This window comes from Ralstonia sp. RRA (genome assembly GCF_037023145.1).
Classification (GTDB): Bacteria; Pseudomonadota; Gammaproteobacteria; order Burkholderiales; family Burkholderiaceae; genus Ralstonia.
In genome coordinates this window covers 157,398-176,459 of the sequence record NZ_CP146093.1, presented here as the reverse complement: position 1 = coordinate 176,459, position 19,062 = coordinate 157,398, and the positions used below count along the sequence as shown (strand labels likewise).

20 protein-coding genes are annotated in these 19,062 nt (G+C 60.1%); 12 read left to right on the top strand and 8 right to left on the bottom strand.

Features of this window, described 5'->3' with window-relative positions:
* The first annotated feature begins 1 nt into the window (after window position 1).
* Genes pilO2 through pilV form a run of 6 tightly spaced genes read left to right on the top strand, consistent with a single transcriptional unit; the run spans window position 2 to window position 6,260 of the window.
* The gene (gene pilO2 / locus V6657_RS27805; RefSeq protein ID WP_012435635.1) at window positions 2-1,255 is read left to right on the top strand and encodes a type 4b pilus protein PilO2; all 1,254 of its coding nucleotides are present in this window, start codon (window positions 2-4) and stop codon (window positions 1,253-1,255) included.
* A gap of 1 nt (window position 1,256) precedes the next feature.
* Window positions 1,257-2,843 carry an ATPase, T2SS/T4P/T4SS family gene (locus tag V6657_RS27800; RefSeq protein WP_012435636.1) on the top strand — a complete coding sequence of 529 codons (1,587 nt, stop codon included), beginning with the start codon at window positions 1,257-1,259 and terminating at the stop codon, window positions 2,841-2,843.
* Entirely contained in the window at window positions 2,840-3,913 is a 1,074-nt protein-coding gene (locus V6657_RS27795) for a type II secretion system F family protein (protein ID WP_012435637.1), read from the top strand. Before V6657_RS27800 ends, V6657_RS27795 begins: the two co-directional genes overlap by 4 nt.
* A gap of 36 nt (window positions 3,914-3,949) precedes the next feature.
* Window positions 3,950-4,450, top strand: coding sequence for a type 4 pilus major pilin (locus tag V6657_RS27790; RefSeq protein WP_012755741.1), 501 nt, complete (start codon window positions 3,950-3,952; stop codon window positions 4,448-4,450).
* Window positions 4,451-4,472: 22 nt separating this feature from the next.
* On the top strand, window positions 4,473-4,949 hold the full coding sequence (locus V6657_RS27785) for a hypothetical protein (protein ID WP_012435639.1): 477 nt from the start codon (window positions 4,473-4,475) through the stop codon (window positions 4,947-4,949).
* 12 nt (window positions 4,950-4,961) lie between these two features.
* Window positions 4,962-6,260 carry a shufflon system plasmid conjugative transfer pilus tip adhesin PilV gene (gene pilV, locus V6657_RS27780; RefSeq protein ID WP_012435640.1) on the top strand — a complete coding sequence of 433 codons (1,299 nt, stop codon included), beginning with the start codon at window positions 4,962-4,964 and terminating at the stop codon, window positions 6,258-6,260.
* A 761-nt stretch (window positions 6,261-7,021) separates the two neighbouring features.
* Here pilV and V6657_RS27775 read toward each other — a convergent pair.
* From V6657_RS27775 to V6657_RS27755, 5 genes are all read right to left on the bottom strand, one after another.
* Window positions 7,022-8,005 carry a CAP domain-containing protein gene (locus tag V6657_RS27775; protein ID WP_012435642.1) on the bottom strand — a complete coding sequence of 328 codons (984 nt, stop codon included), beginning with the start codon at window positions 8,003-8,005 and terminating at the stop codon, window positions 7,022-7,024.
* Between the two features lie 148 nt (window positions 8,006-8,153).
* Window positions 8,154-8,597, bottom strand: a complete 444-nt coding sequence (locus V6657_RS27770; protein ID WP_012435643.1) for a hypothetical protein — start codon at window positions 8,595-8,597, stop codon at window positions 8,154-8,156.
* A gap of 110 nt (window positions 8,598-8,707) precedes the next feature.
* Window positions 8,708-9,067: a hypothetical protein gene (locus V6657_RS27765; protein ID WP_012435644.1), complete on the bottom strand. Its 360-nt coding sequence runs from the start codon at window positions 9,065-9,067 to the stop codon at window positions 8,708-8,710.
* A gap of 146 nt (window positions 9,068-9,213) precedes the next feature.
* Window positions 9,214-10,395, bottom strand: coding sequence for a FlhC family transcriptional regulator (locus tag V6657_RS27760; protein WP_012435645.1), 1,182 nt, complete (start codon window positions 10,393-10,395; stop codon window positions 9,214-9,216).
* Window positions 10,396-10,445: 50 nt separating this feature from the next.
* Window positions 10,446-11,570, bottom strand: a complete 1,125-nt coding sequence (locus V6657_RS27755) for a hypothetical protein (RefSeq protein ID WP_037021979.1) — start codon at window positions 11,568-11,570, stop codon at window positions 10,446-10,448.
* Window positions 11,571-12,400: 830 nt separating this feature from the next.
* Between V6657_RS27755 and V6657_RS27750 the strand changes: the two genes are divergently transcribed.
* The 6 genes from V6657_RS27750 to V6657_RS27725 all read left to right on the top strand — a co-directional run bounded on the left by V6657_RS27750 (window position 12,401) and on the right by V6657_RS27725 (window position 16,190).
* Window positions 12,401-12,715: a hypothetical protein gene (locus tag V6657_RS27750; RefSeq protein ID WP_012435647.1), complete on the top strand. Its 315-nt coding sequence runs from the start codon at window positions 12,401-12,403 to the stop codon at window positions 12,713-12,715.
* Between the two features lie 97 nt (window positions 12,716-12,812).
* Window positions 12,813-13,241 (top strand): hypothetical protein, encoded by a 429-nt coding sequence (locus tag V6657_RS27745; RefSeq protein WP_012435648.1) that lies wholly within the window; start codon window positions 12,813-12,815, stop codon window positions 13,239-13,241.
* An 8-nt stretch (window positions 13,242-13,249) separates the two neighbouring features.
* Complete coding sequence (locus V6657_RS27740) at window positions 13,250-14,017, top strand: hypothetical protein (RefSeq protein WP_012435649.1); 768 nt, start codon at window positions 13,250-13,252, stop codon at window positions 14,015-14,017.
* Window positions 14,018-14,034: 17 nt separating this feature from the next.
* Window positions 14,035-14,568, top strand: coding sequence for a single-stranded DNA-binding protein (locus V6657_RS27735; RefSeq protein WP_012435650.1), 534 nt, complete (start codon window positions 14,035-14,037; stop codon window positions 14,566-14,568).
* A gap of 237 nt (window positions 14,569-14,805) precedes the next feature.
* A complete protein-coding gene (locus V6657_RS27730; protein ID WP_012435651.1) occupies window positions 14,806-15,882 on the top strand; it encodes a primase-helicase zinc-binding domain-containing protein in 1,077 nt (358 codons plus the stop codon).
* 101 nt (window positions 15,883-15,983) lie between these two features.
* Window positions 15,984-16,190 (top strand): hypothetical protein, encoded by a 207-nt coding sequence (locus tag V6657_RS27725; RefSeq protein WP_225694718.1) that lies wholly within the window; start codon window positions 15,984-15,986, stop codon window positions 16,188-16,190.
* Window positions 16,191-16,269: 79 nt separating this feature from the next.
* On the opposite strand, the gene V6657_RS27720 is transcribed toward V6657_RS27725, so the two are convergent.
* The 3 genes from V6657_RS27720 to V6657_RS27710 all read right to left on the bottom strand — a co-directional run bounded on the left by V6657_RS27720 (window position 16,270) and on the right by V6657_RS27710 (window position 17,929).
* Window positions 16,270-16,407, bottom strand: a complete 138-nt coding sequence (locus V6657_RS27720) for a hypothetical protein (RefSeq protein ID WP_012435653.1) — start codon at window positions 16,405-16,407, stop codon at window positions 16,270-16,272.
* Window positions 16,408-16,524: 117 nt separating this feature from the next.
* Complete coding sequence (locus V6657_RS27715) at window positions 16,525-16,911, bottom strand: hypothetical protein (protein ID WP_012435654.1); 387 nt, start codon at window positions 16,909-16,911, stop codon at window positions 16,525-16,527.
* A 19-nt stretch (window positions 16,912-16,930) separates the two neighbouring features.
* Window positions 16,931-17,929 (bottom strand): PRTRC system protein D, encoded by a 999-nt coding sequence (locus tag V6657_RS27710; protein ID WP_012435655.1) that lies wholly within the window; start codon window positions 17,927-17,929, stop codon window positions 16,931-16,933.
* Between the last annotated feature and the right edge of the window lie 1,133 nt (window positions 17,930-19,062).

Genomic DNA, 19,062 nt, shown 5'->3' with positions numbered 1-19,062 from the left:
CATGGCTCAAGTCCTCAACCTTCCAGGGATCAAGGGCACCTATGCCGTCGGCCTGACTTGGCGGCATGAGGATGCCAGGCCAAGCCGCGCGGCACTGCGCAAGAAGGCTCGTGATCTGCAAGCACGGTGGAGTGTCGTCCATCAGACGCGCACAGGGCACGTACAGGCCGGCTTTTGTGCGGGCCTCGAGGGCGCTGCCTCCAACTGGCGAACCAAGCCGCTTGCAGCCCTTGTCGCTGACTCACATCCTCAGCCTTGGTGCGGCTTCTATCGGATCAGCGCTGACCTGTATTGGTACATCGCGGTGCGCGACGGCCAGGAGGTTTTACCGGACGGGGACCGGACTGGCACGCTCGAAGAATTGGAGCAACTCCATGCGTTGCACAAAGCGTCCGGTGACTGGAACGTAGTCCGCGGGACCGAAGCCGAACTCGCAGACATCGTTCGCACTTCGCGATCGGTGAAGGGGCTGACCGATCTGGAGCCGGGGCCGCGACGCTACGTGCTACCGGTGGCCGGGGTGCTGACAGTGGCGGCATTGGCCGGCGTCGGCACGTGGTGGTATCAGCAACGGCAGGCTGAGGCACAGCGCGCTGCGGATCTCGCGCGACAACGTGCTGCACAGGCGATGCACGCGGCAAAGCAAGCCAAGCAACAAATTCCGCCATGGACACTTCAACCTGTGCCGTCTGCTGTTGTCGACGCATGTCGTTCGGCTTGGCACGGCAGGGCACTCGCCACGAAAGGTTGGTTGCTGACCGGCTGGAGCTGCCAGTTCGGTAGTCCCGTCACGGTCAACGTTGCCGCTCAATGGGAGCGCGACGGGGGTGTGGCTGAGGACGCGCCCGGCACGCTCCTCGACGATGGAAACCACTCTCGCTCGACGGAAGTTAAGCCCTATACGTTCACGATCCAACCAACAGGTATTGATGATTTTGAGGTTGCGAAGCGCATCGTTTGGAGCGTGTCGCACCGCAAAGCTTTCCAGTTGAAGCTGGCGGCGACGCAGCCCGCCGCGCTTCCTGGCGCGAATGGCCCCGATGCACCTGAACCGGCCCCGTGGATTGGGAATGCGGCCGATTTCACGCTTGCGATGGCTCCATGGTTCAGCGGTGCTTCTGCATTCGATCAAGTCCCAGGTTTGCGGCTGACCGAGGTCAGCGTCGACCTGCGAGATGGCCAGTGGCATGCGAAAGGGACGCTCTACGTTAACCGTTTTCCTGGGGCGACTGCTGCCCTCAAGGTGGGGAGCTGACATGGTGGCTTTGGTTGAGCGGTTCAGGGCATTCTCGCGCGTTGACGCGCATGTCGAGCCAATGCGGCTCCCGCCTGTTCCTGCCACGCTGATGCAACACGTCGTGTGGGCGGGGGTCGGCGAGAAGATTCAGGTCGATGGCCGCTATGCAGGTGGTTCGGCCTTTCTCACATGGTTGGCTGACCTCAAACGCCATGGTCTGGAGCCGGTTGTTGAATCTCTTGCCCCGCAGGAGCTGGCGCAAGCGCGCGAAAGCACGTCGGACGGGCAATCGGGCGACGCATACCTTGAGTTTCTGGAAATGTCGCGCCGGCGGCACGTCGAGGCTGCCGAACTGGGGGCGTCCGACCTTCACGTTCTGCAGCGAGAAGACCATGCTGAATTTCAGTTGCGCATTGACGGCGAGCTATGGACGGTGCCCGAGTGGGAACTGAACGCTGCGCAGGGGGAAGCTTTTGTGCGAGCAACTTGCGTCGGCCTCGCAACCGTCAAAGAGCCGACATTCAATCCGCTCGAGTTCCAGGAAGCGCAGATCAGCGGCAACAAGCTGCCTGAGACCGATATTGAAAGTGTTCGCATTACGCGCGGCCCAGCCTATCCGATCGAGGCCGGTGGTGGCGTCATGGTTAATCGCCTGCAACCGCGCAGGCACACGGCCACACTTCAGCGACGCGAGACGCCGGCGAGTCGTCTGCGACTGGTGAGACCGGAGGCGCCGGCCGGCAAAGTCGACTTTGAGCGGATGGGATTCACGACGCTGCAGCTCGCGATGTTCGAGCAGGTCGTCCTGATGCCGGATGGTCTGTTTATTCAGACGGGGCCGACGGGAAGTGGCAAGACCACGACCGGCTACGAAATGCTGCGCTACAAGGGGCAGATTTCGCCCGAGCTGCGGCAGATCACCCGTGAGCATCCGGTCGAGTACCCGCGTGAATGGGCAGTGCAACTGCTTTCGACGGGGCAGAACTCCTCATACCTCGTCGAACGCATGCTCCGGATGGACCCGGACATCATCGACATCGGCGAGATCCGCACAGGCAATGAAGGTGTTGCAGCAGTTCAGGCAGCGCAGACCGGGCACTTGGTCTTCGGCTCGCTCCACGTTCTTGATCCGTTCGAACTGATTGGTCGCCTGCAAATGCTCGACCACACGCTGCTTTCCAAGGAGTTGATGTGCAACCACAAAATCATCGCGGGTTTCATGGGGCAGCGGATGGTTCCCGTGCTGTGCACGGAGTGTCGGGAGCCATTGGCCAAACATCTCGACGCAATGCCGGGAATTCTGCTCGACCGCATCAAAACCTGGGGAAACATCGAACAGGTCCATGTGCGGGGAAAGGGATGTCCGCACTGCTTCGGCCGGCAAATCCGCGGGCGTGAGGCAGTTGCAGAGGTTGTCCTTAGCACCGAAGAGCTGATGGAAGACTTCCTCAGGGGGACGTCGTTGGCACGTCGAAATCACCGCCTGCGTGAGGGCTCCGACAAATCCATGCTCGGCAATGTCATGGAACGTGTGTTGGCCGGCAGGATCGATCCGCGCGACGCGCAGAAGAACGTGCCCATTGAGGCGTATCGCGAGGGCGTATGAATCTCCAGAAAGCTCTGCAGTGGCTGAAGGGCAATCCTCTGCCATGGAAGCTCCGAAAACGCCTCTATGAACGTGCGTCAACGCATCTGGCGAACGACGTAACGCTAGAGCGCGTGCTTACCCGGTTCGGGGCCGGCTTGCTACGACGGCGAAAACGTCGCGCTGCTGCTGCAATCGATGCCGTGACACAAGGCGTCCGCAACGGCCAGACGCTGGCGGCGGCAATGGACTCGTCGCTCACCAATCTTGAGCGAACCGTGCTCGACGCTGGTGATCGAGCGGGCAAGCTTCCCGAGGCAATGAAGCTCGTCATCGAGGTGCGCGAACTGGTGGATCGCATCTTTTGGAAGCTGATCCTCGGCTTCGCGCCGGCGCTTGTCTATGTCTACGCGCTCTACAAGGTACTCGGCTTTATCGGTGCCGACGTAGTGCCCGAGTTCGCAGGAATCTTGCCGGCCGAGAAGTGGACCGGATGGGCACGCGTCCTCTACCTGATGGGCGTGTTTGCACAAAGCGCGGCAATGCCTTTGGCGACGTACGGGCTGCTTACCTATGCGCTCTGGTGCGCATGGGCGTTACCGAACTGGGCTGGCCGTGGGAGGGCGTTCTTTGATCGATGGGTTTTTCCGTTCCCACTCTATCGGGAGATCGCAGGGTTCTCTTGGTTGCTGTCGTTTCTTGCTCTGCAGCGGGCGGGCATCCCTGAAGTGGAATCGCTGGCCGCACAGGTGCGCACGGCATCGCCATGGTTGGCGTCGCGGCTGCTCGCCATTTCATCCGGCACACGCAATGGCTTTGATCTTGCAACTTCCATGATGCGGACTGGGCACGACTTCCCTTCCGTGGATCTGATCGATGAGATCGGCGAGTACATGGGCAAAGCCGACTCGTCGGAAAAGCTGGCGAACGTGGCGCGAGAGAACGCGGCCTATGTCGAGCGAAAGGTGCTTGCGATCGGCGGTGGCATGGCGTTGACCCTGAGTCTTCTTGTGTACGCAGCCATGTTTGTCATGCAGTTTGGCTCAAACGCGCTTTCGTCGGCTCTCACGTCGTCGATGAGGCAGATGTAAATCGTTGGACGTGGTTTTACTTTAGGAGAGGGTGATATGGAACGGATCATTGGGGCGCTCGTGGCGATCGCGCTGGCAATCCTCGCAGTGGGCAACACGCTCAGCAACAGCGGGCAGGCGAAGTCGGATCAGAAGAGTGGTGGCGCGGCGACGGATATTGGCTACGTCATGACAAAGGCCCGAGCAGGGTTCGCGCAGAGCAATACCGGCTTTGCCAATTTTTCGAACGCGAACCTGGGCGGGCTTATTAACGGAGGCACCTTCCCTCCGACCATGGTCAAGAGCGGAGGCATTTTCGACAAGTGGGGCAATCCCATTACTTTGAGTTCGGCAAATAGTGGCACGAGCGGGGTGATCTCTTTTGGGGGTGGCGGGTCGCAAACAACTGACGAATGCACGTCCACCGTGACGAGTCTGTCAGGCTACGACTTGTTGACGGTTGGCGGTCAGAGTTTTACACGCAGCAACATGCCTGACACGTCGCAGGCCGGCGCTGTTTGCTCCGCGACCGCAACGATTGTCGTGACGTTCCACTGAGCCCCAGCGAGTCAGCGTTTCGATGGCATTCGCACTCCTTCCGCTCGCCGCAGTCATGCTGCTGTTCGGGCTTGGCATTCAAGCGTTCCAGCTCGCCGACAGTGTTCCTGGTGCCGGCCCCGCAGGCCAGATGGAGACGCGCTCGGTGGTGTCATCTCAGCAAGCTGCGATGTTTGGGACCGCATGTGTTAGCACAGCGATCGCGCAGCGTGGCGCAATCAGTCCAAACATGACCGTGACGCTACCGGCAGGTGTGTTGCTGCCTGCTGGTGCTGTTTGTATGACGACGGCGAATGGTAGCGGTCGCAACGTCTACGGGTACCTGCCAGCGGCACCTGGTGCAGCGGGAAAGTTACTCGCCGATGCGCAGGGCGGCAACAATTGGTTCGTCATCCGGGCCGCAGGTGTGGCGGTGAGTTTGGCGGGCGGAAACACCATGTCAGTACCCACGACCATCCCCGTTAGCTCACTCCTCAATTGGGTTCAGACGTCTTCCTGAAGGCGACGCGCAATGGATGCAATTCTCGGTTACATGATCGCCATCGCCCTGTCGTTGCTGAGCGTGGGGCAGTTCTACCAGTGGCAGGCGTCGGGCATGACAAACGTGCAGACTGCGGCCGCGGCAAGCCAGCAGGTGATCTACAACAAGGCCGCGGCTCAGTACGTTCAAGACAACGGGACATCGATCGCGGCGATTGCAACGCCTACCGTGCCGGTGACCATCACCACCGCAATGCTGATCAGCAGCGGTTACTTGCCGAACGGCTTTTCGACCACGAATGTTTTCGGACAGACATGGCAACTTCAGGTCCTGCAGCCCACCGCGGGGACGTTGCAGTCGGTCGTGCAATCGGTTGGCGGGAGGGCAATCGCGGACACTGTCCAGCTTGTTCAGATTGCCGCCCAAGCAGGGGCGCAGGGCGGATTCGTCCCCTATGCCGGCCAGAATGGTGACGCAACCATGACCCCCGCAAATGCTTACGGCGCATACGGGGCATGGAAGCTTCCGTTGACCAATTTCACCAATCCAGGCAGCGGTCACCTGGTGTCACTGCTTGCGTTCACAGGCGTGAGTGCGAACAACAGCTATCTGTACCGCGTTCAGGTTCCTGGCCATCCCGAGCTGAACAACATGCAGACCGACCTTGGTATGACCGATCAAGGGGGGGCGCTGCACAACATCAGTGGCGCACAGCAGATCAGCTCACAAAGCTTGCAGGCTCTTTCCGGTGGTTCGCTTGCCGTGCCATCGATCACGACCGCAAACGGCAAAGTAGTCACTTGGGAGCAGGTGGGCGAGGGCGGTGTGCTAGGCCTGAAAGGATCGAACGGTACATCGATCTACCTTGAGAGCTTGAATGGCACGTTCCGTATCGTCAACAACCCTTGGACACAGTCCATATTCTCGGTCGACCAGTCCGGCGATGTGGTCGCGGCGGGAACGCAGAGGCTGGGTAACGTTGCTTCGCCCAACACGGCGTGTGCCCAAAACGGAACACAGGCAGGCAATGCTGATGGCTCTGGCCAGCAATTAGTTTGTCTGTACAACGTGTGGAAACCAATTGGCGGGAGCTTGCAGCGCTTCGGGTATTACACCGCGCAACATGGTTCTGGAATTCCGAGGCCGACTTGTCCGGCGGGCGGAACCCCGATGATCGTTGTGACCCCGGCGAACTTTGCGGTCGATCCGACGACGGTCGTCAACTATGGAGCGTGGGGATCAGGCCCGTGGACTGTCTACATCATGGATGGATCAAATGCCGGCATCGGTGGCGCGACTGCCACTGTTGGGACCTATTGCGGATACTAATGGAGTCGTGAAATGAGGATGCTACTTAGGGTCTTGTCGGTGATTGTGCTTCTGGCGGGATCCAGACTTGCAATGGCGAACCCTGTGCTTTGTTCACCGGGATACCAAGACTCGACTTGCCCGAGCCCTATCGCAAGGGGCCCAGTCCCGGCACCGCAGTGTTCGTCTGGCGCTGGATGGACGACGACTTCAAGTCCCGTTTGGAAGGGTTCCTATTGGAGTGCGCCTGGCTGCAACTATCAGCCACCGCCTTCGTGTCCTTCGGGCTACTACGCTGCCAGTGGCCCTTCTTGGAATGGATCGAGCTGGGTAGGCCTGAACTGTCAGCCGACGGCACCTCCGCCCCCGCCGCCGCCTGCAGGTCACGTGTTGGTGGCAACGTATACAACCAACAGCTGTGGCAACCTTGGGCCCTTTAATGGATACGCAGACGGAACGTATGACGCCAGCAACTCCGATTGGGGAGGGCAGACTTTCTCTGGTACTTGGGACCAGATGTATTACAACGGGGTAGCGTATATGAACTCGAACTATGCTCGTTACATTGCTCCAGCTTACATCTCCCAGCCTTCGGACCCAGCGACGGCTACACAATATTTGTCGCGAGTGTTCTTTGTCTACAACCCGTGGGCATGCGGCGGCGGTGTTGGCTAAAGCAAAATGGCGTTTGTCCTGACCGCAGGCAAGTTATTGAGAGATCGGCGACACAAAGAAAAAGCCCCACGGTGACTGTGGGGCTTTCTTTTTGATGGCTAGACTGTTTAGCCCACCACGTTGCCGGTCGTGAATGTGAAGCTGCGCGTGAACGGCGTGCCGTTGATCGTACCGGACAGGTTCACCGTGTACGGCGTGTTCGGTTGCAGCGGTGCGGTCGGGTAGGCGACGGCTTCGAACGCGGGGACCAACTTGTTCGGATCAGTTGACGAGTTGAGCAGTTGCAACGTCACCGTGTGCGAGGCGTTGTCGGTCATCGTGCCGGAAGTCAGCACAACGGTGTCGCTCGGGTTGGCCGCAACCGCGACAGGAATGCCCCACGAACCGCTGGTGTTCGGCGGCGCCGGCGTTTCACCGTTCGACGAGTAGGCCACACCGGTGGTGCCTTGGCACGGGAAGGTCAAGGGCATGTTGCCCGGCATCGTCTTAGGCGCATCGAAGCTCATCGAGGCGCGCACGTCGGGGAAACCGTTGAACAGCGTCTTGGAGACGCCGATGCCAACAATGCTCGACGGCCACACGCCCGCAGCGATGTGGTAGACGCCGGACAGCCAGCCGATAATGTGTTGCTGACCGTATTGGGCGTCGGTCAATGTCGCATTGGTGTAGTAGCCCCCGCTCACGCCGCCGACGTACTGATTGGGGAAGCCAGCCGCCACCGCGCGATCCTGATAGGTGACACCGGTGAAGCCAGTTTTGCCCGCCGTCTCGCTATCCGCAACTACGCCATTCGTGCTCATGTAGGCAGCGTGTGCTTGGGCGGCAGTGTCCAGCACAGTGTTTTCGGACAGTGCCGGAAAGCCACACTGCGTACGGTACTGGTTCAGCGTGTTGAACGCTGCCAGTTGTGCGCTCGTGCTGCCGTACTGCGGTGTCGTCTGGGTGCCGGTGACAGTCTGTGCCGGCGGAGTCGTAGTGCCGCCGGTCGAACCGCCAGTCGTGGACGTGCCACCGTCACCGCCACCGCCGCATGCGGTCAGTGCGAGAGTCGATGCAGCAGCAATTGCGAGGAGAGAGAGTTTGTTCGTCATTGATTTTCTCCGGTGATTTTGAGGTCGGTGATCGATATGCGACCACTTGATTTAATCGTAGCGTGCGGCTCAAGAAGTCAAGGATGCACTCCAGGTACTTCAGATGCCGCGCTCAACGTGTGCGGGGGCGGTCGGCAGCAACGCGTTGCTACTTGACCTTGTGCAGTTCCACGGGCCCGAGCATCGAAACGAGCAGATACCCCGTCGTCGTTGGGAAGTCCTTGTTGCTCCAGTTCGAAGGGACATGGACGAGCGCAAAGTCCTTCGTGGATATCCCGCTGACTGATTCACTAACGGCGCGGCCGAAGAGCGCTTGAGCTTGCTCTTTGGTCAGATCATTGACCGGGCCCTGGATGGCTCGCCAATTGCCGTTGTGGAACTCCTGAACGGCGAGTTTGCCGTCTGCCTTCTCGATCCGAAGCGTTGGCTCGAGCCCGTTCTTTCCCTGGACGGAGTATTCGCCGACGATGTCGCTCGTCGACGAGCCACATGCCGTGATGATGGCGGTGGCGGCGATGGCCAGCAGGAGCTTTGCCTTCTTGCGCACGGTTGCGGTAAACGCCGGGATGTCGAACTTGCAGAATGTGGTCATGTGATTGTGGGCTGTGAGTTGTGTCGGCTGGGGCCGTCGTGCTGATCGTGGTGAATGCATTATGGGTAAGCGCGCTTTCTCGCTTGCCGGTGCCGAAGAGTTGCGCGCTCCTAGCACCCCTCTGCCGAGAAATAGAGCGTCTTGCCGCAGGTCTTGCAAAAATGGGCGCGTGTGCCGGGCGCACGTCGAAGCGCGTGCACGCTGAGATGCTTGGACGAGCAGCGATCACACGTGATCGTGCCAGCGTCAGATACCAACCCCGGATGCTTCTTTCGATACCAGAAAAACGTATGTGTTCGAAACCGGTAGAGCCGGTACCAGCGCGGTGCGAAGAAGATCATGAGCGCGAGACCGAGGACCAGCGCAGGAGCGGTGCCGGCGTGCGATTTCCCGACTAGGGACGCGCCAGTCAGTGCGGTACCAAACAGCGATGCGGTACCAGAAACGAAGCGGGAAGCAAGATGGCGCATATCGTTGTCCTTTGTGGATGGGGAGGCACCCGCCGCCAGTCGTGACGCCGCGGCAGAGGCTTCTACGTCTTGAGCGTACGCCGAGAGAATCAGAGTCAAGCTCGGGCGGCATCGCCAGCCCATCCACCATTCGGGGCCCGATCCAGCTATGCGAGTTGTTTGCGCGGTTTGCCCTTGCGTGGCGCCGTCAACGCACCTGTGCATGACGGGCAATAGAAGGACGCCGCCAGTTCGATTTTTGGCGTGGTATTGCACGTCAGATAGTGCGTGGAACAGGTGCGGCAACTGGACATGGACAAATCGCTGCCGGTGGACACTGATCGGGCCAAATGGAACGCCCGGTCCGGGGTCAGCCGCGCGGCATCGCCGAACAGACGCCCGACGGTGTCGAGTGCGGTGATGAACGCCTCTGGCTCGTTCGCACGTGCGGCAAGGGCGCTCCAGTACAGCCAAATCAGCGTCGTCGACTGAATGCGGCTCGACACCGACTCCACGTACCAGGATGACGAGGAGGGCATCAGGCCGCAGGGAGACGATTCGCCGTGGATTTGTCGATAGAGAGCGCGCGCCGTAGCCGCGGTGCCAGGGAACATCGAGGCCACGCTGGATGCGCGGCAACGCAGGCCAATGAGCGCCTCGGTATAGCGTTCCATCTGCGCGCGGCCGACGCGGAAATTTCCCCAGCGTTCACGTTGCAGGGGCCGCGGGGCACGTGAGTCGCCGGCGTTCATCACGTGGTGGCAGATCGTCTCTTCCGAGATGAGGTTGGCCGAATACTCAAGCCAGAACATCGGATTCTCAAAACGCCAACGGAACATCGGGAAGTTGGCGCCGAAGATGGCAAGCTCCAGCTCGTGCTGAGACACGGTCACGAGATAGTCAGCCAGGTCTTGCGGCATGCCCAGCAGTTGAGCGGCAACGGGCGTGGAGTGGAGTAGGTCGACTACCATCCAGACGTAATCCTTGTTCTGGTGGAACAAGCTCATCTTCAGGCTGGGATCAAGGTTGCCGAATTCCGCCTTCACCTTGTCAATGGCCAGGGTTGGTGTCGTCTTCTTGATGAGGCTGCGCCAATCTTCGACGTTCTTGAACATCGGTGTCACGACCAGGAACGGTGTTCCCATCAACTGCCGCTGCCCTGCAGCGTTCTGCGCGAGCATGGCCAGCTCTTCCGGCCGCACTCCAAATACTGGCGCCACTTCCCGGTGCCGAAGCATGCAGGTGCCCATGAAATCCGCAAGCTGGTAGTTGATGGAACGGATCCGGTCGGTAATCCGGTCGGGAAGGATGAGCGAGTCTTTGGCAGAAAGAGCAGTCGAACGAGTCATGGCGAGAGAGTCAGTTGTTGTTTTTGGGACCGGCGCTTGAATCAGGCGGTTTACGTGCGTGTCCGGCGGGACACGCGGTTTGTGGTCTCGGTGGTCGCGAGCGCAGCGTTCACTTCACCGAGGAATTTGGTCAGGACGCCAGCGAGGCCTTCGAGAATGGGACGGCATTCGGCCGATGCGTTGGCAAAGATGGCCGTGAGTTGCGCAGACTGGTATTTGTGTGCGACGGATTCGATGTCGGCAACCAGCGTGATCATCTTCGCTCTGGCGTCAGCAGACGAGTTGATGTCGTCCTGCTGTTGTGCGATTTCCAGGTTGAGTCGATCAAGCTCGTCCTGCTTGCGCTTAACGTCCTCATTGGCCGCTTCGAGGCGACGGTTGGCTTCTTGGAGCGCATCGTCCAGGGTCTGGAGTCCTGGCGGCAGAACGTGCACTTCGACTGTCTCTTTCACAGCCGCCGGTTGGCCGCTCTCTGCCCTTGCTGCTAGCGCGTTGCGTTCGCGCGTGAGACGGTCGATCTCTTGCTGTAGCGTGCTGACGGTCGAAGAGCTGCGGGTGACCTGGAGTTGTGCTTCGTCCATGGCACGCTGCCGATTGGCCACCTCCTCCTGGGACACCGTGAGTTGGGCAGCCAGAGTTCGAATCTGTGCTTCAAGATCGCGGTTGTTGTTCAGGTTTTCGTTCAGCTCTTCCTGCGTGACTTGGAGCTGCAGGCCGGTATTGGTCAGATCCTCTTCTGTCTTCCGAAGCTTCTCGATGATCGGCCGGATGTCGTCGCGTTTAAAGCTATCCGTCTTCAACTTGTGCTCGATGACCTTGTCGACTTCGTCATCGGTGATGTCCTTGCGGGCCAAGATCTTCATCTCACCCAAGGTCAGGTTGGTGATGGCCCGGCTGTTGTTCGCAAACTTCCTGTAGATGTTGATGTAGAGAGCCACGCGTGAATCGGTCATCCGAAGGACGGTGCTTGCGTAGCTGGACAGCATGGCACTCCCGCGCTTCCTGGCCACGGTCTCATCACCGAGGGTGCGCGTGAGGCTCCCCATGATGATGCCGTCAATGTGGACCAGCCGTGCCCCAATTGCGATGAACTCGGCCACGACACGGTTTTGCGACTGCCAGATTTCCTCGGTCGCCTGTGCGATTCGGCCAATCGACGATTCGTCCAGGTCCATGAACTGGGTCCTCGCGAATGTCATGGCGGAGACAGAACCGTCGTCCGTGATCGTTTGCGCAAGCTGGAAGTCCGTATGAGTCATGTCGATGTAAGCCAGTGGAGTGTTCTCGTGACCGGAGCCAGATGTGCTCAGGCGCCAAACGGGCGGTGCGATGCGGATGGTTACCGCGAATGCACCTCCTCTTCGAGCCATCGTAAGGCGGTCAGGGAGAAGTCAAGTGAACGCGTGGCCTGCGATGTGCGAGAGCAAAATCGAAGGTCATCGGTTGGGGCGGGTCGGAAAGCGGCTACATACGAACGGCCTATTACGAATTGCTAAAGGAAGACGCGACTCTATCGTTGTATCGTTCGCCGAATCGCAATACTTAACCCCAATGAGGTGGGGTGTGGGTGCAGTATTTGGAGGGGTGCGTGAATTAAATGAAGCTAATATCAGTCGTCAAAGCGAATTAAGATTTTCTGAATGCATCTTCAAATGCCCCACAAAAGGGGGGCATCCGATGGCATGAGCGTCGCGTCATCCACTGCCTTGCAGCGGATAGGCTCGCGCGTGCGAGCTTGCGCGGATCCACTGCATCCGCTAAAGTTCGTGACATCTCCGCGTCGTTGACGCATCGAACTTGCGCTTGATGGAGCAACTCCATCTGGCTTCACAGCCGCTCAGCGCCATTCTCCCTTTCTGATTTGTCCCGGCTCAGCTTGTTTGCCTGACGCTCGCGCGTGAGGCAAGCACGTTGTTGCTTGCGGGATTCCTTGCTCATCCGAGCATCGAATGATCGCCTGGCAGCCGCCAGGAAATCCCTTGCCGCGTTTTCTGGAGAGAGAACCATGGAATCCCTGCTCAAGTTCGTCAATACCCCCTTTCGTCTGTTCTGCACGATGCTGGTGCTGTACATGGCCGCGCATTCGCATGCCATCGCCGTTGTCGTAGGCATCGTGTTCCTCTCGGTCATCTGGCATAGCCTGAAGAGCGAGAAGGCTGCACCGATCCCTGCTGCACCCGTCATCATCCCGCCGAAGCCTGCACAAGCCGAGGCGGACAAGGCCGCTCCCGCGGTGCGCCCGGCTGCCAACACGGCACGCTATGCGAAGTCCGCGGTTGTCACGCCCATGCTTCGCCCCAAGGCCGCCACGCGCCCTTGACCTCAGGCCTTCCCTTGGAAGGCGCCTTTAACCCCCTGTTGGTGGGAGTCTTCTCCCGCCAGCAGGTGGGGGGAGGCTGCCCCATGGAGAAGTCACCATGAATACCAATGCAGTCGCGTGGCAACTCGATTTCTTCGGGGATGCTGCTGCCGTAACCCCCACGCAACACAAGCAAGACCCTCTCCCGGATCCGGCCTACTGGTCCGACTCGGTCAAGGAGAAGATGGTCGACGCTCTCATCAGCCTCGCATGCGACAGCCGCCGAGGCGACAACATGCCCGAGTCCCTTATCGACTGCGCCGACATGCTTCGCGCGCGGATGCGCGGAACCCTCTATGACTTGGAGGATTACCGCATGACGCTCGGCTGGATCTTTCACTACTGGGACGGTGCGCTGCCGTACCTGTACGTGTGCGCAGTGACCGGGGTGAACCCCGAAGTCCTGCAGGACGTCATCCTGAACCAGCCTAGGCTGAAGAAGGATCTCGACGAACTGAGGCATTCGTTCTGCGGCACGCTGTTGTAGGAGGCCGCATGACGTTCCTCGAATCGCTCGTGAAGGTGCTCCTTCCCAAAGCCGACAACCCTCAGCGTCACGCAGACGCCGAACCCATCAAGGTTGGTGCTGGCGGCAACAACGAAACACAGATGACCATCAGCGGTGAGCCGCACCTGTTTCGCGATGAAGGTGATCGAGTCGCGCATTTCGTTGCGCTCTTCGAGAGCCGTCTCACCGAGACCCCGTTCGGTCCCAAGCTGCTGCCTGCCTTAATCCCCCATTGGTCTCTCAAAGCAGTCCACGAGGGCTTGAAGGTGACGGAGGTGGTGGCACAGGTCATTCAGGGCGGCGTCCAGCCTTCCTCAGTCAAGCAGGAGCCGACTCGCAGTGCGGCTGCCCCTAGACGGGCAGTGCCCGAAACGACGGAGGAAGCACCGGTTGAGGCCGATGCGCAGGCCCGCCGCGCACGTGCCCCTGAAGCGCGCTCGCGTGCCACCTATCACGGTCGCATCAAGTCGTGGGGCGAAGAGCGGTTCCCTGATCGCAAACGTCCCGGTAAGTCCTACAAGAATTTTGCGTTGAAGCTCGAAATGGCCTCAGGCATGGAGACGCTGCAGGGCGAAGGCCTGAAGGACGCAATCTCGGAGGCGGGCTGCAAGCTCGGCGACGCAGTTGAGGTCAAACGCCTTCGCAAGATCAAGGTCCCGGCCTTCGATGAAAAGAGTGGTGACCCCGTTCTCGATGAGAACGGCAACCAAAAGGTTCATGACAAGTGGCTGTGGTCCATCTCCGTAGCCCATTAACCAAAAGGTAATTCCGTATGGCTTCAGTCAACAAGGTCATCATCGTGGGCAACCTCGGTGCTGATCCGGAAACACGTTACATGCCCAGTGGCGACGCGGTCACCAACATCCGCGTGGCAACCACCGATCGCTTTAAGGACAAGGGTAGCGGTGAGATGCGCGAAGCCACCGAATGGCATCGCATCGCGTTCTTCGGTCGCTTGGCGGAAATCGCTGGCGAGTATCTGAAGAAGGGATCGTCGGTCTACATCGAGGGTCGTCTGAAAACCCGTCAATGGGAGAAAGACGGCCAGAAGCAATACAGCACCGAGATTGTCGCGGAGCAGATGCAGATGCTTGGCGGCCGACAGGGCGCCGGTGGTGAAAGTGAAGGCGGTGGTGGTTACTCGCGCGGTGGCGATGATACTAGCGGTGGCCATGGCGGTAGCCGCAGCCAGGCTGGAGGAATGAGCCGCAGCGCAGGCGGCAGTGGCCAGGGCAGTAGTGCACGTCGTCAACCCGCGCCGTCCAACGGCTTCGAGGATTTTGACGACCCGGACATCCCGTTCTAGTCCTGATCGACAGGGCTCATTTGTAGTTCTTCTCAAGCGCCTCTGGGCTTCCACGAAAGTGGAACCTGGAGGGGCAACTTCCTCTCCTGCGCCGGCGGTCGCTTGGCGCATCCCCCTTCGAATCTCACCCCCAAGACGTCGTGCTGAAAAGACGGTCTGCCCGTGCGGGCCGTCCTTTGAGCAAGCGTTCCCTCGCCTGTCTCAGGCATCGACCAACACTCCACCTGGAGTCATCCCATGAAGAAACTGAGTGAAATAGTGCAAAACTGGACGCCCACTCAATGGGATGCTCTGGTGAACCAATACCTGCCGGCGGCTTTCCTCACGGAGAGCTTCTGGAAGGGTAGGCCTGGCCCGTGCCCGATCTGTGGTGGGCACGATCGATTTACCTACGACAACAAACGTGGTCGCGGCGATTGGGTCTGCCGCAAATGCAACGCTGGTAGCCCCAAAGCCGGAGACGGCATTGAGCTCGTGTGTCGCGCGACTGGTATGTCGTATCACGAATTGACCTGCAGATTGAACGGCGAACCCGTTCATCCAATCGGTCCCTTGGTCAATCGGCCGGTCGCCTGTCGGCAAAAGAAGTCAGCCGATCCCGTCTGGAAGAAGCGCCGCATCCATAAGCAGTGGGATGAAGCAGTGTCTCTCACGCCAGGCGACCACGTGATGCACTACTTGGCCGCACGGGTTCCGGGGCTCCGGGCGCCGCGTCCGCAATCGTTGCGGGTTGCGATGCAGGACTACCTGTTTGAGGACGAGGTGATCGGCCGTTATCTAACCATCATCGCCAAATTCACCTTGCCCGATGGCCAGATGGCGACCGTGCATCGAACCTCGTTGGACCCCGTCAAGCCGATGAAGGCGACCATCATCAGCAAGGACGGGGAGGTATTGCCCGCCAAGCGCAATGACGTGTCGGCGTTGCCGCTCGCCGGCGGCGCGGTGCGGCTGATGACGCCTCGTAACGGTGAGATCGGGATCGCGGAAGGGCTGGAGACTTCCTACGCTGCCTACATGCTCTTCGGTGTGCCGATGTGGTATTGCCTCAATCGCGTGCTGGTCAGCCAGTTCGTTGTGCCAGAAGGTCTTGGCATCCACACCGTGCACATCTTTGCCGACTTTGATGCAGTGGATCCAAAGACGGGAAAGTCGCCGGGAATGTCCGATGCCTTGACGCTCGCCAAGCGCTTGCGTGCGGAAGGCTTCACGGTTGTCATCCATCGGCCGAAGCTGCGCGGTACAGATTTCTGTGACGAGTGGTGTGCTGAATATCAGTCGCGCGCTGTGCATCACGAGGCGGTTGCCGCCTAAGTTCGTTGCCGCCTTCGGGTGGCATTTTCTCTTTACTTCTGCCCTGTGGGTTCGTCCCACAGGGCGAATTCCCTGGGCGCATTCTGGAGTTCGCTATGCCCATGAAGGGATTCATTCAAGTGGTCGGAAAACTGCAGATCCACGCGATGCGCATTGTCGATTCGCTGGAGGTTCCAGCGGGCAAGTCTGATGCGCAGTGCTACCACGTCTTTCGCCGCAGCGACGGCGGCAGCATGGAGTTCGTTGGCAAGGACAGCGATCTCGATTTCGTCGAGACGTTCTGTCTGCAACGTGCATCGCTGCACTGATTGAAGTACCCAACCCTAACGAAAAACGCCCGGCACTGCCGGGCGTTTTTTCGCCTTCGATTCGTGATTCGCCGGGCCGTTACTCGTGGCCGACGGGCCGCTGGGCAAACCGGCCGAGCACGACGCGCGCGGCTTCCAGAATTGCCATGCCGGTGCCGGCGATCAACCAGAATTTGGCGGTATTGACGTAGTTGAGGTGAGCGAAGAAGTCAGCCATTTCAATGCCTCCTGAAGGGTGTGAGGTTACACGAACGCGGTTGCCTTTGACCGCTTGATGTCTTCAGGATACCCGGGCTGTCGCCATGTCAACCTTTGGCGCCGCTACGCTGCAGGGTTAGTTTGGAAAGAATCGCGCCATGGCTTCACCGAGGTGCTCGGCCATCGCCGTTGGCAGTCCATCAGGCGAAGGCGAGTCGGACTCGGACAAGGCGGCCGGATCGAAAGCGGGGGCGGGCGAAGGATTTGGCCGTGCCACAGACTCCGCGAGAGCGAACGGCGCTGGTGCTGCAGACACGAGTGTGGCGACAGCCGGTGCAATGGCCTGTGCCGGCACCAGATTTGTCTGCACCGCTTGCCTAGCCAGGAACGCGGTGTAGCCGAGTTCTGCCATGTGCCGCAGCGCGTGCGCGCGTTGTTTGGAATCCAGGATGCCGGCCAGATAGGGGAAGAGAGTCGGCGCGGTGACGGGCGTCAGCGTGACCTTGATCGAGAGCTTGTCCATGGTGGAATGGCGCCCCCGATTACTTCTGCTTCACCGGGCGCGTGCTACCAATGTCGTAGAAGCCGCTCACATTAGCGAAGCACGGGGAGGAAAGGGCATGGATGGGGGTGCGCGGGAACGCGGCACGAATGGCAGGCACATAGAGTGCGCTGCCGCCGCCGGCGAGGATGATCGCGCGGATGTCTTCGGTTCGGCCGACGCGGGTCTGGATTTCCTTGACGGCGAGCTGGCAGACGCTGCGCGCTTTTTCCAGATACGGCGTGAGATCGATCTCCTTGTCGAAGAACAGCATCGGCTTTTTGTCGCGCAGGCACTTGTCGATGCGCTCAATGCCGGTGACAGGCTCACCCTCGTCCTGCTCAATCAGCGATGCGATCTGCTGATAGATCTTGGACGAGCCGCCCGGTACGCCGCCGCTGCGATTGTCGTCCATCGTGAAGCCCTGGGCGACCACCCAATCGGTGGTGAAGTAGCCGACATCGATGACCAGGTGCGCGTTGTCGGCATCGAACTTGGTGTTCTGTTGGCGCATAAACGTCACCAGCGCGCCGAGCGGTTGCGGCAAGCAGATGACCGATCCGATCTCAACGGGTTCGCCCCCGAAATCAAGCGTTCCTGTGAAGCGATCGCGCAAGTAGGAAGCGTATTTCTGGGTCGTGTGAACGGGCAGGCCTAGGATCAGTTGGCCCACCTCCGATACCTGGGCGAGGCGCAGGGCGCCACCCAGCAGCGCGGCGTACTCGTCTTTGGTCACAAAGTCCTCCGACAGCGTGCGGCCGGTCTGACCATATGCCGAGGAGAGCGACACACCGGGGCCGACTTCGTATTCCACGCCGTCAATGGCAATGGTGATTACGTCGCGCGCTTTGAAGAAGCCGTTCCCGTGGTTGGCAAGCGCGCGTGGCGCGGCTTGCGGCGCGAGGGACGGGAACATGTTCAGCTTGGTCTCGGAGCCCATCGGGAACGCGAACTTGGTGTTTCCGTATCCGACGTCGACGGCAACGGTGGCGGCTTTCATGGTGCAGACCTTGTGTTGGGGCGGAGCAGCTTCCGCCGGGGCAGTGGAATGACGCGTGAGGGCGACATGACACGTAGCTCCCCCTTGCGGGAGACGTAGATGTCACGACGAGCTGGGCGAGATTGGTCAGCCTCTGCTAGTGACACGTAGCTGCACCGTGCGGTGCACGTGAGTGTCACGTGGTTCAGCGCATAACCGATCGGTGCCCGCCGGTGACACGTAGCTTCCCCTTACGGGGTATGTACGTGTCACGTCGCCTTACGTTGGGACTGTACGAGGCTGCGCCGGCTGTTTGATGGAAGAAAGCCCGTCAATCTTGCGTAGCTTTCGTGCGGCGCAATTCACTGGGCTGCCCTATCCTTGAGTCACCACACGCGTCCCCCGACGCATCGATAGCTCCGCGAAGACCGCGGAAACTCAGGGTGAGCCGGCGACCAAGAGGTTGTTGGGCACCAATGTTCGTGCCGGATAGTCATCCGGCATTTTTTTCAAGCAAATCAAGTGGATGGGGCCGGAGAGTGAGGCCACCGGACACCGCGATACCAAAACGATCAGCGCGCTGGCTGTGAAGCTAGACCGCAGTGCGTACAAATCCGAAGCCGAACACCGAACAGTGTTTGTGGATGGAACGCGATAAGACGCACCCGTTCAGCCAGAGGGCTGGGCACGAATCACAAGGCCCGATACACAGCGGCGGAGATGGTTCGGCTTGTGGGTGGGATACGAGAGCGACCCGAGCAAGGGTGACCGCACGTATCTGAACGTGACGACCGGTAGGCGCAGCCGGCACCAGAAATGCGCAAGGAGAATCTCACACCAGGGCAAAAGCCTGTGGGCGAGTGAAGGCCGCGGAGTCGCGTGCCTTGCTCGTGTCGGCAGGAAGGCGTCGCAAGATGCCGGCCGGTGTGTAGGCCGCGAAGCGGTGAGTCAGCGCGCAAGCGCAGGCTCGCTGCAGGACGGACAGTCAGAACGCATTGCTTCCATGCGTCGGGCTGATCGATTGGAATCGCTAAAGGCGGGGAAGTTGGGCCTGGCCGGGGGAACCGGCAGCCGACCGTGGTGGGTCGGGTAAAGGGGAAGCCAGCACGGGGGTGCGGATTCCGTGAGTGCGGCGCGGTTGCCGGCGGGGAAAC

Excerpts from the sequence above, each read along its gene's own strand:
- pilO2 (WP_012435635.1), top strand. The coding sequence starts at position 2 with ATGGCTCAAGTCCTCAACCTTCCAGGGATCAAGGGCACCTATGCCGTC.
- V6657_RS27800 (WP_012435636.1), top strand. The coding sequence starts at position 1,257 with ATGGTGGCTTTGGTTGAGCGGTTCAGGGCATTCTCGCGCGTTGACGCG.
- V6657_RS27795 (WP_012435637.1), top strand. The coding sequence starts at position 2,840 with ATGAATCTCCAGAAAGCTCTGCAGTGGCTGAAGGGCAATCCTCTGCCA.
- V6657_RS27790 (WP_012755741.1), top strand. The coding sequence starts at position 3,950 with ATGGAACGGATCATTGGGGCGCTCGTGGCGATCGCGCTGGCAATCCTC.
- V6657_RS27785 (WP_012435639.1), top strand. The coding sequence starts at position 4,473 with ATGGCATTCGCACTCCTTCCGCTCGCCGCAGTCATGCTGCTGTTCGGG.
- pilV (WP_012435640.1), top strand. The coding sequence starts at position 4,962 with ATGGATGCAATTCTCGGTTACATGATCGCCATCGCCCTGTCGTTGCTG.
- V6657_RS27775 (WP_012435642.1), bottom strand. The coding sequence starts at position 8,005 with ATGACGAACAAACTCTCTCTCCTCGCAATTGCTGCTGCATCGACTCTC.
- V6657_RS27770 (WP_012435643.1), bottom strand. The coding sequence starts at position 8,597 with ATGACCACATTCTGCAAGTTCGACATCCCGGCGTTTACCGCAACCGTG.
- V6657_RS27765 (WP_012435644.1), bottom strand. The coding sequence starts at position 9,067 with ATGCGCCATCTTGCTTCCCGCTTCGTTTCTGGTACCGCATCGCTGTTT.
- V6657_RS27760 (WP_012435645.1), bottom strand. The coding sequence starts at position 10,395 with ATGACTCGTTCGACTGCTCTTTCTGCCAAAGACTCGCTCATCCTTCCC.
- V6657_RS27755 (WP_037021979.1), bottom strand. The coding sequence starts at position 11,570 with ATGGACCTGGACGAATCGTCGATTGGCCGAATCGCACAGGCGACCGAG.
- V6657_RS27750 (WP_012435647.1), top strand. The coding sequence starts at position 12,401 with ATGGAATCCCTGCTCAAGTTCGTCAATACCCCCTTTCGTCTGTTCTGC.
- V6657_RS27745 (WP_012435648.1), top strand. The coding sequence starts at position 12,813 with ATGAATACCAATGCAGTCGCGTGGCAACTCGATTTCTTCGGGGATGCT.
- V6657_RS27740 (WP_012435649.1), top strand. The coding sequence starts at position 13,250 with ATGACGTTCCTCGAATCGCTCGTGAAGGTGCTCCTTCCCAAAGCCGAC.
- V6657_RS27735 (WP_012435650.1), top strand. The coding sequence starts at position 14,035 with ATGGCTTCAGTCAACAAGGTCATCATCGTGGGCAACCTCGGTGCTGAT.
- V6657_RS27730 (WP_012435651.1), top strand. The coding sequence starts at position 14,806 with ATGAAGAAACTGAGTGAAATAGTGCAAAACTGGACGCCCACTCAATGG.
- V6657_RS27725 (WP_225694718.1), top strand. The coding sequence starts at position 15,984 with ATGAAGGGATTCATTCAAGTGGTCGGAAAACTGCAGATCCACGCGATG.
- V6657_RS27720 (WP_012435653.1), bottom strand. The coding sequence starts at position 16,407 with ATGGCTGACTTCTTCGCTCACCTCAACTACGTCAATACCGCCAAATTC.
- V6657_RS27715 (WP_012435654.1), bottom strand. The coding sequence starts at position 16,911 with ATGGACAAGCTCTCGATCAAGGTCACGCTGACGCCCGTCACCGCGCCG.
- V6657_RS27710 (WP_012435655.1), bottom strand. The coding sequence starts at position 17,929 with ATGAAAGCCGCCACCGTTGCCGTCGACGTCGGATACGGAAACACCAAG.